Below are 14,765 nucleotides of genomic sequence, written 5' to 3'. Positions count from 1 at the left end.
CAGTATTTGTCCCTTTTTCACTGGCTTAACTGTATCCACCGTGCTTCTGCACCCATAGAGAAAAGAATCCCACTATGTCTGCACCAGTCACCCAACAGCCTGCCCAAGGGCCGGGAATCACAACAGAGCACAAGCGTGTGCTCGCCGGCTCGATGGTCGGCACCACCATTGAGTGGTTCGACTTCTTCATTTACGCCCAGGCCGCCGGCCTGATCTTTGCCACCCAGTACTTCGATCCGGTCTCCAATGAAAGCGCCTCGCTCGCGCAGATCATCTCCTGGGCGTCGCTGGGCATCTCCTTCCTCTTCCGCCCACTCGGTGCAATTCTGGCCGGCCACTTGGGTGACAGGCTTGGCCGCAAGCCGGTGCTTGTGGTCACGTTGGTTGGCATGGGTCTGGCCACGATGTTGATGGGTGTGCTGCCGACCTATGCATCCATCGGCATGGCGGCGCCCATTTTGTTGGTGGTCCTGCGCATCCTTCAAGGCCTTTCTGCAGGCGGTGAATGGGGCGGCGCAGCGATGCTGTCGGTGGAACACGCACCGCAAGGAAAGCGAGGACTGTTTGGCGCTTTCCCGCAGGTGGGCGTGCCTCTTGGTATGTTCCTTGCCACCATTTTCATGCTGGTCCTCTCCACTGTCCTGACCCCAGAGCAGTTCGTTGCATGGGGTTGGCGCATTCCATTTCTGTCTTCTGTGGTGCTCATTGTCCTCGGCTACCTCATTCGCCGAGCGGTAGAAGAGTCCCCGGCTTTCGCGGAAATGGAAGAGCTGAAGGAAAAGTCCTCCGCACCGCTGGCAGTCCTGTTCAAGGGGCACTTGGGAACCGTGATCAAGTGCGCGCTCATCTTTGCCGCTAACAACGCTATCGGCTACTTCGTCATCGCCTACTTCACTGCTTATGGCACGAAGGTCGTGGGCTATACGCGCCCGCAAGCCCTAGCCGTTGCCCTTATCGCGTCTGTCGGTTGGTTCTTCGGAACGCTGTACTTTGGCCACCTGTCTGACAAGATTGGGCGCCGTACGACATTCATTGGTGGTTACATCGTCTTGGCGCTCTACATCACCCCGGTATTCCTTGCGGTCGATTCCGGCAATGTCATGCTTTTCGGCGCGGCCGTGTTCCTCCTTGGCGTCATCTTGGGCGCGAGCTATGGCCCGCAATCGGCGATGTACGCGGAGATGTTCCCGGTGAAGGTGCGCCTGTCAGGCGTGTCCATCGGCTATGCCTTCGGCTCCATTATCGGTGGTGCTTTCGCCCCGATGATCGCGGAGATGCTTTACACGAAGTTTGAGACCTCCATGGCTATCGCGGCTTATGGCGTCGCGATTTCGATTGTCTCCCTCATCGGTGTGCTCGCCGTTCCCAAGGGGATTCAAGACCGCGATCTGCACGTATAGTCGCGCGGCTTCTTCCCCCGTTACCCTTCATCGCTTAGCTTCCTCCCGGACCCCATCGTTTCGGGCAGGGGATAGGCGTTGAGGGGTTTGTCGGTTTTGGGCTCCTGACCATGGGGTTGGGGTGGGCTAGATGCCAAGAAATAAAAACTCAAAACGGTACCTATAGGTTGGCAGGTAGGCTAAGATTCTCGCTAATACTCGTCGTACGCGGCCCGTATAAACAATTCCTGCGGTCTTGCTCGTGCGCGATATTTGCTCAAGAAGAAAGTTCTCTCATGACCACATCAACCCCGCACAAGACTCGCTCAACGCGCGATACCTTCAATACGCGCTTTGTCTTCCTCATGGCTGCTATCGGCTCCGCCGTTGGCCTGGGTAACATCTGGCGCTTCCCGTATGTTGCCTATGACAACGGTGGCGGTGCCTTCCTCATCCCGTACATGGTTGCCCTGCTCACCGCCGGTATTCCCATCCTGTGGTTCGACCTGGCTATTGGTCACCGCTTCCGTGGTTCCGCGCCGCTGGCCTTCCGACGCATCAGCAGCCGCTGGGAGGGAATCGGCTGGTTCAAGGTCGGCGTGAACTTCTTCATCGCCATCTACTACGCCGCCATCATTGCCTGGGCGGCGCTCTACACCGTTAAGTCCGTGACCCAGGCATGGGGCGATGATCCTGCGGAGTACTTCATGGGTGACTTCCTCCAAGCTGAGCCGGAGGCAACCTACTCCGGGCACATCGTCCCGTCCATCCTTGGCGTCATGATCCTCGTGTGGATCGTCTGCATTGCCACGCTGGCCACGAGCATCAATGAGGGCATCGGCAAGCTGACCTCTATCTTCCTGCCTGTCCTGGCCGTCATGTTCATCATCCTGGTCATCCGTGCCTTCTTCCTCGACGGCGCCGCCGAGGGCCTCAACGCCTTCTTCACCCCGGACTGGTCCGTGCTGAGCAACCCGTCGGTGTGGATCGCCGCCTACGGGCAGATCTTCTTCTCCTTGTCCATTGGCTTCGGCATCATGATTACCTACGCCTCCTACCTCAAGCCGCGTACCAACCTCACCAACACCGGTCTGGTTACGGCCTTTGCTAATTCCTCTTTCGAGGTGCTGGCCGGCATCGGCGTCTTCGCCACCCTGGGCTACATGGCCGCCCAGCAGGGCGTGGCTGTGGATGAGGTGGCATCCTCCGGCATCGGCCTAGCCTTCATTGCGTTCCCGACGATCATCAACCTCATGCCGCTCGGCGGACTGTTCGGCGTTCTCTTCTTCGGCTCCCTCTTCCTGGCCGGCGTGACCTCGCTGATTTCCATCATGGAAGTCGTCGTCTCCGCCGTGGCAGATAAGTTCAACATCTCTCGCCGCGTTTCCGCCATCACCGTAGGCGGCACCATGGCTGTGGTGTCGTGTGTTCTTTTCTCCACGTCCTCGGGCCTGGTCACGCTGGACATCATGGATAAGTTCACCAACAACCTGGGCATCGTCTTCGGCTCTATTTGTGCCCTGGTGGTCGTCGGCTGGGTCACCGGCCGCCGCCGCGAGATTCAGCAGCACCTCAACGCCGTGTCGCAGTTTAAGGTCGGTGGCTTCTGGCAGTTCCTGACTTTCATCGCCACCCCGCTGCTGCTGGTCTACTTCCTCGTTAACGAAATCCTCACCATTGCCCGTGAGGGCTATGAAGGCTACTCCTCTACCCAGATTGGCCTCTTTGGCTGGGCGGTGCTGGGTCTCATCCTGCTTGCTAGTTTCCTCATGCCGCTGGTGGCCTTCCGCGGGAACAAGTACCTCGATGGCATGGAGACCTCGGACTACGGCGTTCCCGTAGGTGGGCGCCCAGCCGGCACCCCGAACCCGCTTGCCACGGCTAACACCGCTACACAAACCGCGGATGACAAGTAACGAGTATTAGGAAAGGTCAACGACAATGACTACAAGCGCAATCCTGCTCTTCATCCTCTTCGTCGTCGTCATCTGGGGCGGACTGGTGATCTCCTCTATTTGGCTGGCCCGCAGCGACGATGACACCACGGGCGAGCTGGGCAATGCCCTCGGCACAGACGACGAATCCCTGTCCCACCGCGTGCACTAAACGGCGGGACGCGGTGAGCTCTGCGTCGGCCTAAATCTCGACCACCGTGCGCCCGTGGCGGGAGCCGGCGCGTAGCTCGGTGGCTGCGGTGGCGACGTCGGAAAGCGCCACCGTTTCCGTGATCGAGTTCAGCATGTTGAGGTCGAGGTGTTCGTCGAGAAGCTGCCAGGCCGCCTCGCGCACCTCGCGGGGCGCGTCGACGGAGTTACCGCCGGCCAGCACGATGCCGCGCAAGATGAACGGCAGCACCGAAGCGGGAAGATCCGGGCCGGCCGCCATACCGGTGGCCGCAACCACACCACCCCAGCGCACCTGCGCCAGCACGTTGGCCAGGACGGTGGAGCCGGCGGTGTCAATCGCGCCGTCGTACAGCGCCTTCTGCAGCGGGCGGCCGGTCTCCGACAACTCCGCGCGGTCCAGAACGTGATCTGCGCCGAGTGCGGTGAGGTAGTCCGACTGAGAATCCACGCGGCCGGTCACGGCGGTGACCTCGTAGCCAGCGGACTTGAGCAGCTGGACCGCGACGGAGCCCACGCCGCCAGTGGCGCCGGTGACCAAGATATGGCCCTGTGTCGTGCCGTGCGCGCGCAGCTGGTTCACGCAGATAGCGGCGGTGTAGCCGGCCGTGCCAATCGCGGCGGCATCGTGTGCGCTGAAGCGCTGGGGCACGGGGATGGTGGCCTCTGCATTGACGCGCTGGCGGGTGGTGTAGCCGCCATGGCGGAATTCGCCCAAGCCATCGCCGCAGGCGACCACAAGCTGGCCGGGGCTCAAGCGAGAATCAGAAGTTTCCGCCACGGTACCCACCACATCGATGCCGGGGACGAGGGGATCGATGCGCATGACCCCCTTATCGCCCTGCAAGGCCATGGCGTCCTTGTAATTGAGGGAAGAAAACTGCACATCCACGACCGTGTCACCTTCCCCGAGCAAGGGCTGCTCTTGGAAGGAATGGCTTATTCCAGACTCCGTGCGAGTGACAATAAGTGTGCTCATGGGCACTATCGTACAGAGGATGTGAAGCAGCGTTTTCCGGCTAATGCTTCAGCCAGCGTCCAGAGAACATCGTTAGGGTGAAGCGCATGACTGGGATTAAAGCTCAACACCCGCGCAATAGGCTGCGGCCCGCGCCGGATCCGTATCGGCACCAGCTTCGTGATTCCTTCCTAGTCGCGGCCCTGTCCTTGGTGGTCGTGATGCTGGCGACGGTGGGCAAGCCATTCATGGACATCCCAGGCGTGGTTGACGGCTCCGCGCATGCCGTGCGCCAGGTGAACACCCAGCTCTTAGGCGGTTTTGAGAACTCTTCCGTGTGGTACGGCGGGTGGACCGACCTCGTGGGAAATATCGCTCTCTTCATGCCGCTGGGCGCGGCGCTCTACGTAGCGGGACGCAACCTGTCGGGTATTAAATGGGGCCTGGGCGGGGCGATGCTCATCGGCCTGATGGTCAGCCTGTGCATAGAAAGCGCCCAGTATATCTTTGCCCTGGGCTTTAGCGATGTCGATGACCTTCTATACAACACCGTGGGTTCTGTTCTCGGCGCCGTACTCATGGCGCGCTTGGGGCGCGAAGGGCAGACAAAGATTCTGCGGCGCCTGGGATTCCTCCTTGCGCTGGCAGCGGTGGTGCTCCTCGCTTTGGTGGTGCTGTAGTACTTAGCTGGGCGTACGCACGAGCTTGGCGACGTCCCCCGCCACCCGCCGCGCATAGGGTGAGACACCAGTAATCGTGGCCGAGCCCGGGCCCGTCCACGAGCCATAGCCCACGGGGAAGAAACCTTCCACCGTGGGCTTTCCTTCTGCCAGCAGCCCGGGGAAGGGGCGCAAGGCCGGCCGGAAGCCGGTGGCCCAGATGAGATCGCTAAAGCCCTCGCGGTTGAGCTCCTCGAGTGAGGAGAACATGCCGGTGGCGTTCAGAATCCCACTATCGCGGGCTTTGAGCACTGGCGGGACCATGACGATATCCCCCAGTTCTGTTTCGGGGCCCGGGTCCGGCTCGCCCCGCAGCTTGGCCAGCATTCGCTGACGGTTGCGGCTAAAGAGCACGCGCCCGTCTACATCATCCGGCATCCAGCGCGGAGGGTGCGCGGTAAACCACGTGGTGTCCACGCCGGCGAGGGCGAGCTCGGCGGCAATCTGCGCGCCGGAATTACCAGCACCGACAACGGCTACAGGATTGTTGTGGCCGCGCTCTAAGAAAGGACCGCACCCCGGGTAGTTCGCCGTGTGCCATTGGCGCCCCTGAAATTCACCGGGGTAGAAGGGGATAAAGGGCGCGGACCATGTGCCCGTCGCGGCCACGACGGTGCGGGCACGGAACTCACCGTGGGTGGTGAGGAGGCGGAAGCGGGAGGCGTCGTCAAGCACGCGCTCCACCGCCACCCCGTGCCGGACCGGCAGGTCATAGCGCTGCTCATAACGGGTGAGGTAGTCCACCACGTGGGAAGCCGGCGGGAAGCCCGGGTAGGAGGGCATGGGCCAGCCGGGCAGGGTGGAGGACTGAGCATCGCTAAAGAGCGTGAGTGAATCCCACACGTGCTGCCAAGCTCCGCCGGGGGAGGGGTTGGCGTCGAGGATGAGGAAGTCGAGCTTCTGGCGGCGCAGGTAGTAGCCGGTGGCCAGGCCGGATTGGCCGCCACCCACCACGATGCAATCGTAGGTATGCATCTATTGGATGAGCTTTCGCTCGCGGGCGGCGGAGACGGCTGCGGTGCGGGTTTCCACGCCGAGCTTCTGATAGACGTGGATGAGGTGGGTTTTGACCGTGGCCTCGGAGATGAAAAGCCGCTGGGCAATCTGCTTGTTGGATGCCCCCGTGGACAACGCTTGCAGGATCTCCAGCTCGCGGGGAGACAGCGCGGTTTCCGGCTGCGCCAAGCGCTCCGCCAGGAGGTTCGTGACTTCAGGCGCCAAGGTCCGCTTGCCCGCGGCGGTGTCGAGCACCGCGGCGTGCAGGGTGTCCTCGGGGGCGTCCTTGAGCAGGTAGCCCAACGCGCCTGCCTCCACGGCGGCCAGGATATCCGCCTGCGTGTCATAGGTGGTCAGTATGAGCACCGGGGGCCCATCGAGCTCGCGCACGCGCCGGGTGGCGGCGATGCCGTCAACATCCGGCATCTGAATATCGCAGACGACCACGTCAATGTGGGGAGCATCAGCATCCGCCAGCTTTTCGACGGCCGAGCCATCGGAGCCTTCCAACACCACCTCGATATCGGGGAAAGCGTTTAGAATCGCGCGCAGCCCGGCGCGGACCACGGGGTGATCATCGATGAGCATCACGTTGACCATTGCTGCTGCCTCCTGTTGGGATTCGCACCGCGAGCGCGGTGCCGGCGGGTGATGATTCTACTTGGACGCTGCCGCCGACGCTGCGAACACGCTGCTCCAGGCCGGTGAGCCCGAAGCCGCGTGGGCCCTCGATGCCGCGGCCGTTATCGACGACATCCAGGGTGATCTCATCTGTGAAGGAGCCGAGGGTGACCACGGCTTGGTCGGCGTCGGCGTGTTTCATGACATTGGTCAGCCCTTCGCGCGCGGCGCGCAGAATGACATGGGAAAACTCGGCGGGGACGTCGGCGCTGCCGGTGAGCTTGAGCCCGAAGCGGGTGCGCAGCCCGAGCCCTTTGGCCTGGGCTTGGAGCTCATCCACGAGTGCGCGCAGTTCCTTATCGATGGAGGAGGCGGGGGCCGCGAGCTCCTTGACGAAGCGCCGAGCCTCGGCCAGGTTGTCCTGGGCCACCTTCTCAATGAGCGCGAGCTGCTCGGTGACGTCCTGTTGCGTGGAGGTGTTCTTGGCGGCGCGGCTGAGCAGGACGATGGAGGAAAGACCCTGCGCCACGGTGTCGTGGATTTCGCGGGAGAGTCGCTCCCGCTCCTCGAGGCGCCCGGCTTGGTGCTCGCTGGCGGCGAGCTCTTCCTGGGTATCACGCAGCTGCTTGGCGACGGCCTCGTGGTGCGCCGCCTCCGCCTGAACCCGGCGGGCGGCGTGATAGACGGCCACGGCGAAGCAGGTGCCGATGAACGGGCCGATGGCCGCGGCCGCGGTCCAGAATTGCGGGTGGATCCACGCGGGGACGAAGGCGGCCACGGCCCACAGGACCACGCTGGCGAGAATGCCCGGCCAGAAGGGCAGTGCATGGATGAAGACGAAGACCAGCGGGAATTCGAGCCACATGAAGTCTTGGGCGTGCACCATGAGGCCGATCCACAACAGGCATAGGGCGGCGAGCCAGAGGGTGGTGGGGACGGGGCGGGTAATGGTGCGGGAACCGAAGATGACGAAACACGTGTAGACCACTGCGAGTGCGATGGAGAGGCCGAGGACGCGGGCGTCGAGGCGCTCATCGGCCCAGGCGCGGAGCACTCCAAACACGAGGAGGAAGCCGAACATGGCATGCAGGCCTACGGTCCACAGTTTGTTGCTCATCATCACGAGGCACCAGCCTATCGCCTAGGTGGGGGAGCGCGAATCAACCAACCGGTTGAGTAGAGGTTCAACTGGCTACCCGATTACTTTCAGCGCCCGCACACGCAGGATAAATAGTATGTTCCTGGCATTGAGAGAGATAGTCACCGCCCGCGGTCGGTTCTTCCTGATCGGCGGCGTCGTGGCTCTAATTACGTTGTTGCTCGTTATGTTGTCCGGCCTGACCCAAGGCCTGTCCAAGCAAAATACCTCCGCACTCGAGGCACTTGGGGAGGAAAATCCTTATGTGACCTTCTCGACGGAAGATCCCTCCTTCACCGAGTCGGAGATCTTCGCCGAGGACGTTCCCGCCTCTGGTATTCCGCTGGGCACCTCCCAAACCAAGCTGGAGGGCCACGGCGGCGTGGCGGTTATCGGCCTGCCCGCCGGCACCCAGATCCCCGGCTCCAGCACCGTGATTCCGGAGGAAGGCATGGTCTTGAGCCAATCCATCGACGAAGATATGAATGCGCCCTCCCGGGGCACCCTCGGCGGCGTGGACCTGGATGTGAACACGGTGGTCGAGGATGAGTATTACTCCCATTCCCCGGTGGTGTGGGTCTCCACCGAAACCTGGCAGAAGGTCTCCCATTCCCCCGAGGACATGGTGGGCGTGGCCGTGCTTTCCCAGGAGCCGACCGACGCCTCCGTGTCCATGGGCAAGGCCCTGTCCGGCCTGCCGGCCTATAGCTCGGAGCGCGGTTCCCTGCTGACCATGCAGGCCTTCCTCTACGGCATCTCCGCGCTGGTCACCATCGCCTTCCTGAGCATCTGGACCATCCAGCGCACCCGTGACCTGTCCATCCTGCGCGCCCTTGGTGCCAGCGTGAAGTACCTGCTCAAGGATGCTATTGCGCAGGCCGCCATCATCCTGGCGATTGGCGTTGGGGTGGGCGCGCTCGTCGGCTGGCTGCTGGGCCTGGCCGCCCAAGGTGCTGTGCCCTTCGAGGTCTCCGCCATGACCGTCATCGTCCCCGCGCTCGGCATCTGGCTGCTCGGCATCGCCGGTGCCTTCCTGGCCACCCGCCGCGTTTCCAAGATCAACCCGCTCGACGCCCTAGGAGGCAACGCCTAATGACTACCACCGTTACTCCCGCCCTGTCACTGCGCGACATCGTGGTGACCTACCCCGACGGCCAGTCCCGCACAACTGCGCTCGACGGCGTGAGCCTAGACGTTAAGCCCGGCGGGCTCACCGCCGTGATTGGTGAGTCCGGTTCCGGTAAATCCACCCTGCTCTCCGTGGCCGCTGGACTTATCGAGCCGGACTCCGGATCCGTTGAGATGCACGGCACCCGCGGGCTCATCTTCCAGCAAGCCAACCTGTTGGCAGCCCTGACTGCGCGCGAGCAGCTGCTCATCATTGACCACATGGAGGGCCGCAAGCCCCGCGGTGACCGGGCTGACGAGCTGCTCAGCTTCGTGGGCTTGGAGGGCTTTGGCAACCGCCGCATGAACCAGCTCTCCGGTGGGCAGCGCCAACGCGTCAACATTGCGCGTGCGCTCATGGGCCAGCCTTCCGTGCTGCTTGCTGATGAGCCAACCTCCGCCTTGGACTCCAAGCTCTCCCGCGAGATTGCCAAGTTGCTACGTGGTGTCACCGATGACTTCGATACCGCAACTCTGTTCATCACGCACGACCGCAGCCTGCTCGACTATGCCGACAACGTGGTCGAGGTCAAGGATGGAAAGCTCTCCGAATATTCCGAGCTAGCCGCGTAAGAACCCGCTCATCTCTCACATGTTCATACAAAGGGGTAAATTATTACCCCGTTATGATTCGACCCCGCAAACCCCGAGTAAGCCCGACTGACTACCCGCGCATGCAGCAGTGGACCGCATTGCATGCGCTTATGTTGAGCATCACCGTGGTGGCCTGCGGGGTCTTTATCGTCGCTGCCCGCAGAATCAAGGGAACCTCCCGCGAGACCTTCATCCGCCGGATGGTGGGCTGGGCCTTGCTGGTGGCGGGTACTGCGTGGACGGTTATCTCCCTGGATCCGAAGCAATTCGATATCCGCGAGTCTTTGCCTTTGCATCTGTGCGATGTGCTGCGCCCTATCCTGGCGCTGGGGCTCATTACCGGCAACGAACATGCCCTGACCTTGACCTACTTCTGGGGCATCATCCTCAACCCGCAGGCCATCATTACCCCGGATGTCATCTACTACTTCTCCCCGCGCTGGCTGCGGTTTGGTACCTATTGGTTCTTCCACATCGTGGCCCTTGCTGTTCCGCTAGCGCTGACCTTTGGTTTGGGCTACCGGCCGACGTGGAAGGGCTATCGCTTCGCCGTGAAGGTCACCCCTGTATGGATGGCCACCGCCATGGCGGTCAATGCGAAGACCGACGGCAATTATGGCTTCCTTAACCACGCGCCGGGAAGCCCCTCTATCATCAACCTGCTGGGACCCTGGCCCGGCTACATCGCGGCAGAGACTCTCGCCGTCGCAGCAGCATGGGCGGGGATGACGTGGCCCTGGGAGAACACTTCGCTGCGCCGCGGCACGGTGGCGGTGGGGCCACGCGGGCTCATACGCAAGTCCGTCGGTACCGCGTCCGGGATCCTGCGCCGGGCCACGGTACGTTTTCGTAAATAGTGGCCCGCGAACCGCGAAATTCGAGGGCTTCGTTGCGAAAACGTACCCACACGGTGGTGGCTAGGTACGGATCGATCAAATAAGGTCCCAGATCTTCGAATTTCTGGGGTGCTATTTGATCGAAACGTACCTTGCTGCGGAGCTAGCGCCGGGCCACGGAGCTAGCGTTGCGCGTTGAGGAGCCGCGCAATGGCTTGTGGGATGGCTGCCGCGATCTGGGACGCAGAACAGGGTGCGAAGCCCTCGGGGGTCTCGGCCGCGATGGCCGCCGCATGCGCGTGGATGGCGCCGGCGTGGAGGACCTCGGTGATGGTTTGGGCGGTGGTCGCGGCGGCGGTTTCGGTGGAGGTTTCGGCGAAGAGCTGGGCCATGACCGCGCCGAGGATGCCGGAGAGCACGTCCCCGGAGCCCGGGGTCGCGGCAAAAGAGTGACCGGCATTGAAGGAATAGAGCGGCTGGCCCGGGGCGGTAATTCGGGTGAGACGGCCTTTGAGCAGGATGATGCTGTCCAACTCTTCGGCTAGCTCGTGGAGGGCAGCGCCCCACCCAGCAGACGCATCGGGCGTAGAGCTGAAGGCGGCCTCGTAGAGGCGGCTGAACTCGCCTTCATGCGGGGTGAGGATGGTCATCGGGTGCTCGGTAGCTTTCTGGCGCAGGGAGGTGTTGCGCGCCAAAAGTGTCAGGGCGTCGGCATCGAGAACGGTGGGCAGGTCCTGCGCTAGCACCTTGCGCAGTTCGGTGGCCGCCGCTGCATCGGTACCGCGGCCGGGACCCACGACCCAGGCCTGGGCCTGACCGGCGGAGGACACATCGGGATGGCAGACCAGCTCGGGCAGAAGAGAAGTGATCGAGTTATCGCCGATGAACCGCACCATCGAGGGCGTGGCGCGCACCGCCGCGGTAGCGCAGAGGATTCCCGCACCCGGGTAGGTGCCGCTTCCGGCGGCCAGGGCAACGACGCCGCCGGAGTACTTATCGGAGCGCGCGCTCGGTGTGGGATCAACGATGGGGCCAGTGCAGCCAACTGGCCGGGGGCGGGAAGCGCGCCCGCCCGGCAGATCGAGTTCGCCCGATTGCCACGCAAAGGGCGTCGGCACGGAGGGCTCGTGGGCGATGAATGCCGCTGGTTCATCGAGTTCGGCGAGGGTCTCAGCGAAAGAAGGCGCGCCGGGCAAGAAGAGATCGGAGACCACAACCTGTCCGCATTCGCCGGCCAGCGCGTGGCCGAGGCGCGGCGAGCCAAAGGTGACGGTGACATCAGCGTGGACGGCATCCGCGGCGCAGACTCCCGTGTCGGCATCGACGCCGGTGGGCATGTCGACGGCTAAGACTGTAGCCCCGGCAGAAGTGGCGCGGCGGTAGAGGGACAGGGCTGCACCGGAGAGGCCCCGGGCGGAGCCGAGGCCGGCGATGGCGTCAATGACCAGCGCGGTACCAGTAGGGACCTCGCCGGGGGAGAGGACCGTGCCACCGGCGGCACGGAACGCGGCGAGGGCCTCCTCGTGGCAGCGGTCCGGCACCAGAGCGTGGACCGTAACCCCGCGTGAGGCCAGCTCCGCCCCGGCAAAAAGCCCGTCCCCGCCGTTGCCGCCGGAACCAGCGAGTATGAGCACCGCACCGGGGCGAGCCTCCAGCATCACCGAAGCAGCGTCTGCCACCGCCGCGGCGGCCAGCTTCATAAGCTGATCCTCATGAGACTGCTGTTTCAGCAGGCGCTTTTCAGCGGCACGGACGGTGGCAACGGTATAAGCGGGACGCATAACCCACACCCTAGCGCGCGGGTTGGCAGGTAGGGCACCAAAAGAGGTTGCGGCCCTGCATGACCTGCTCCCGGATTTCGGTGCCGCACACATGGCACGGCAGCCCGGCGCGGCGGTAGACATAGACCTCGCCGCCGTGGTCATCCTTGCGCGGCTCGCGGCCCATGGCCTCCGGTGTATGCGCGGGGCGGACCGTATCGATGCGGCCGTGCTCGACGCCATAGTCCATGAGCTCCACCAGGTCCGACCAGATGGCATCGAACTCCGCTCGGTCGAGCTGGTTGCCCGGGATGAAGGGGGAGAGCCCTTGGCGGAATAGGGCTTCTGCGCGGTAGATATTGCCCACACCAGCAAAGAGGCCTTGGTCCATGAGCATCGCGCCGATGCTGCGCCGCGAGGCATGCACGCGGGCCCACAGCGCATCAGGGTTGGCATCTGTGCGGAGCGGATCTTGGCCCACCTTCGCCACCTTGGCCTTGTACTCCTCCTCCGTAATGAGTGTGCAGAACTGCGGGCCGCGCAGGTTGGCGGCCATCGTTCCGTTATCGATGCGCAGCCGGATTTGCCCCCACACATCAGCGGAAGGCTCAAAGCGCAGGGACCCAATGAGCCCCAAATGGATGTAAATCACGTGGCGCGGGTTATCCGCATCGAAGTGGAGGAAGAGGTGCTTACCAAAGGCTTCGGCGAGGGAGAGGGGTGAGGCGTCGACAAGCGCGGCCTCCGCAGCAAACCTGCCCTGGGGGCTGCTCACAGCCAGCGGCGCGCCGCGAAAGTCCGCATTGAGTGTCCGAGCAAGGCGGTGAATAACGTGTCCCTCAGGCATGTCAGGAAGTCTACGCGGGGGCAGTGCTGCTGTAGACTTTCCGGGTACTACCCGTTGAACGGAAGGGCCTAAATACTATGGGGCGCGCAATCGGTTTTGACCGTGAAAAATACATTGAGCTGCAGTCGGAGCACATCAACGCTCGACGCAAAGAAATCGGCGGGAAGCTTTACCTGGAAATGGGTGGCAAGCTTTTCGATGACATGCATGCCTCCCGCGTGCTGCCCGGTTTCACCCCGGATAACAAGATTGCGATGCTCGAGCGCATCAAAGATGACGTAGAAATCCTCGTCTGCATCAACGCCAAGGACATCGAGCGCCAAAAGATGCGCGGTGACCTGGGGATCCTCTACGAGGACGATGTGCTGCGGCTTGTCGACGTCTTCCGGGGTCGCGGCTTCCTTGTCAACAACATCGTCATGACGCAGCTCGAGGACGGCAACAGCCAGGCGGAGGCCTTCATCGAGCGCCTCGAGCGCCTGGGGCTGACGGTGGCACGTCACCGCGTTATCCCGGGCTACCCCGCCAACATCGACCTCATCGTCTCCGAGGAGGGGTTGGGCAAGAATGACTACGTGGAGACCACCCGTGACCTTGTGGTGGTCACCGCGCCGGGGCCGGGCTCTGGCAAGCTGGCTACCGCGCTATCGCAGGTCTACCACGAGAACGTGCGCGGCGTGCAGGCGGGCTACGCCAAGTTTGAGACCTTCCCCATCTGGAACCTCCCGCTGGATCACCCGGTGAACCTGGCCTACGAGGCCGCCACGGTGGACCTCAACGACGCCAACGTCATCGACCACTTCCACCTCTCCGCGCACGGCGAATCCACGGTGAACTACAATCGCGACGTCGAGGCTTTCCCGCTGCTGAAGTCCCTGCTGGAGCGCCTGACCGGCACCGTTCCCTACCAGTCCCCGACGGACATGGGCGTGAACATGGTGGGCTTCTGCATCACCGACGACGAGGTCTGCCGCGAGGCCTCCCGGCAGGAAATCATCCGTCGCTACTTCAAGACTTTGGTGGAGGAGGCCCGCAACGGCCTCGACTCCACGCAGTCCGAGCGTGCCGCCGTGGTCATGGCGAAGGCCGGCATCAAATCCACCGACCGCCCGGTGGTGCTCCCGGCACGTCAGAAGGCGGAGGAGACCGACGGCCCGGCGTCCGCGCTGCAGCTTCACGACGGCACCATCATCACCGGCCGCACCTCCCCACTTCTGGGCTGCTCGGCGGCCACCTTGCTCAATGCACTCAAGCACCTGGCGGGCATCGACGATGACCTGCACCTGCTCTCGCCGGAATCCATCGAGCCGATCCAGACGCTGAAGACCAAGCACCTGGGTTCGCAGAACCCGCGCCTGCACACGGACGAGGTGCTCATCGCATTGTCGGTATCGGCGGCGAAGGACGAGAACGCCCGCCGCGCGCTCGACGCGCTGAAGGAACTCGAGGGCTGCGATGTCCACACCACCACCATTTTGGGTTCCGTGGATGAGGGCATCTTCCGCAACCTGGGTGTCCTGGTGACCTCCGATCCAGTCTTTGCCCGCAAGAGCGCGCTGTACCAGAAGCGCTAAGACTCCACCGAAAAATTGGGGATCTTGCCATTAGCAGGCCTAGACTTGCGGGC

At 63.1% G+C, this 14,765-nt stretch carries 14 protein-coding genes; 8 read left to right on the top strand and 6 right to left on the bottom strand.

Annotation, left to right across the window (positions count from 1 at the left end; genetic code table 11):
• Positions 1-74: 74 nt before the first annotated feature.
• The 3 genes from M5J06_RS08545 (at position 75) to metS (ending at position 3,485) form a co-directional block, all read left to right on the top strand.
• Positions 75-1,400: an MFS transporter gene (locus M5J06_RS08545; protein ID WP_070561830.1), complete on the top strand. Its 1,326-nt coding sequence runs from the start codon at positions 75-77 to the stop codon at positions 1,398-1,400.
• A 275-nt stretch (positions 1,401-1,675) separates the two neighbouring features.
• Positions 1,676-3,295 (top strand): sodium-dependent transporter, encoded by a 1,620-nt coding sequence (locus tag M5J06_RS08540; RefSeq protein ID WP_250224423.1) that lies wholly within the window; start codon positions 1,676-1,678, stop codon positions 3,293-3,295.
• Between the two features lie 25 nt (positions 3,296-3,320).
• Positions 3,321-3,485, top strand: a complete 165-nt coding sequence (gene metS, locus M5J06_RS08535) for a methionine/alanine import NSS transporter subunit MetS (RefSeq protein WP_154736132.1) — start codon at positions 3,321-3,323, stop codon at positions 3,483-3,485.
• 30 nt (positions 3,486-3,515) lie between these two features.
• Here metS and M5J06_RS08530 read toward each other — a convergent pair whose 3' ends face one another.
• Positions 3,516-4,481 (bottom strand): MDR family oxidoreductase, encoded by a 966-nt coding sequence (locus M5J06_RS08530; protein ID WP_250224422.1) that lies wholly within the window; start codon positions 4,479-4,481, stop codon positions 3,516-3,518.
• An 86-nt stretch (positions 4,482-4,567) separates the two neighbouring features.
• Here M5J06_RS08530 and M5J06_RS08525 point away from each other — a divergent pair, with 86 nt between their 5' ends.
• Entirely contained in the window at positions 4,568-5,140 is a 573-nt protein-coding gene (locus M5J06_RS08525; RefSeq protein ID WP_250224421.1) for a VanZ family protein, read from the top strand.
• A gap of 3 nt (positions 5,141-5,143) precedes the next feature.
• On the opposite strand, the gene M5J06_RS08520 is transcribed toward M5J06_RS08525, so the two are convergent.
• From M5J06_RS08520 to M5J06_RS08510, 3 genes are read right to left on the bottom strand one after another with little or no spacing between them, the layout of a single operon-like run.
• Positions 5,144-6,154 (bottom strand): NAD(P)-binding domain-containing protein, encoded by a 1,011-nt coding sequence (locus tag M5J06_RS08520; RefSeq protein ID WP_250224420.1) that lies wholly within the window; start codon positions 6,152-6,154, stop codon positions 5,144-5,146.
• On the bottom strand, positions 6,155-6,775 hold the full coding sequence (locus tag M5J06_RS08515; RefSeq protein ID WP_250224419.1) for a response regulator: 621 nt from the start codon (positions 6,773-6,775) through the stop codon (positions 6,155-6,157).
• Positions 6,750-7,916, bottom strand: coding sequence for a sensor histidine kinase (locus M5J06_RS08510; RefSeq protein ID WP_239249165.1), 1,167 nt, complete (start codon positions 7,914-7,916; stop codon positions 6,750-6,752). Before M5J06_RS08510 ends, M5J06_RS08515 begins: the two co-directional genes overlap by 26 nt.
• A gap of 115 nt (positions 7,917-8,031) precedes the next feature.
• Here M5J06_RS08510 and M5J06_RS08505 point away from each other — a divergent pair, with 115 nt between their 5' ends.
• The 3 genes from M5J06_RS08505 to M5J06_RS08495 are packed head-to-tail and all read left to right on the top strand — an operon-like array spanning position 8,032 to position 10,552.
• Positions 8,032-9,027, top strand: coding sequence for an ABC transporter permease (locus M5J06_RS08505; protein ID WP_250224418.1), 996 nt, complete (start codon positions 8,032-8,034; stop codon positions 9,025-9,027).
• On the top strand, positions 9,027-9,674 hold the full coding sequence (locus M5J06_RS08500) for an ABC transporter ATP-binding protein (protein WP_070745199.1): 648 nt from the start codon (positions 9,027-9,029) through the stop codon (positions 9,672-9,674). Before M5J06_RS08505 ends, M5J06_RS08500 begins: the two co-directional genes overlap by 1 nt.
• Before the next feature lie 53 nt (positions 9,675-9,727).
• A complete protein-coding gene (locus tag M5J06_RS08495) occupies positions 9,728-10,552 on the top strand; it encodes a YwaF family protein (RefSeq protein ID WP_250224417.1) in 825 nt (274 codons plus the stop codon).
• A 161-nt stretch (positions 10,553-10,713) separates the two neighbouring features.
• On the opposite strand, the gene M5J06_RS08490 is transcribed toward M5J06_RS08495, so the two are convergent.
• Together M5J06_RS08490 and M5J06_RS08485 are read right to left on the bottom strand one after the other, a co-directional pair.
• Positions 10,714-12,312, bottom strand: coding sequence for an NAD(P)H-hydrate epimerase (locus M5J06_RS08490; protein WP_250224416.1), 1,599 nt, complete (start codon positions 12,310-12,312; stop codon positions 10,714-10,716).
• A 10-nt stretch (positions 12,313-12,322) separates the two neighbouring features.
• On the bottom strand, positions 12,323-13,138 hold the full coding sequence (locus tag M5J06_RS08485; protein WP_250224415.1) for an Fpg/Nei family DNA glycosylase: 816 nt from the start codon (positions 13,136-13,138) through the stop codon (positions 12,323-12,325).
• Between the two features lie 77 nt (positions 13,139-13,215).
• On the opposite strand from M5J06_RS08485, the gene M5J06_RS08480 reads away from it, so the two are divergent.
• Complete coding sequence (locus M5J06_RS08480) at positions 13,216-14,712, top strand: DUF1846 domain-containing protein (protein WP_070524200.1); 1,497 nt, start codon at positions 13,216-13,218, stop codon at positions 14,710-14,712.
• Positions 14,713-14,765: the final 53 nt, after the last annotated feature.

Source organism: Corynebacterium intestinale, from assembly GCF_023574125.1.
Taxonomy (GTDB): Bacteria; Actinomycetota; Actinomycetes; order Mycobacteriales; family Mycobacteriaceae; genus Corynebacterium; species Corynebacterium hesseae.
The sequence above is the reverse complement of the archived record's forward strand: the minus strand, read 5'-3'. Positions and strand labels throughout refer to the sequence as shown.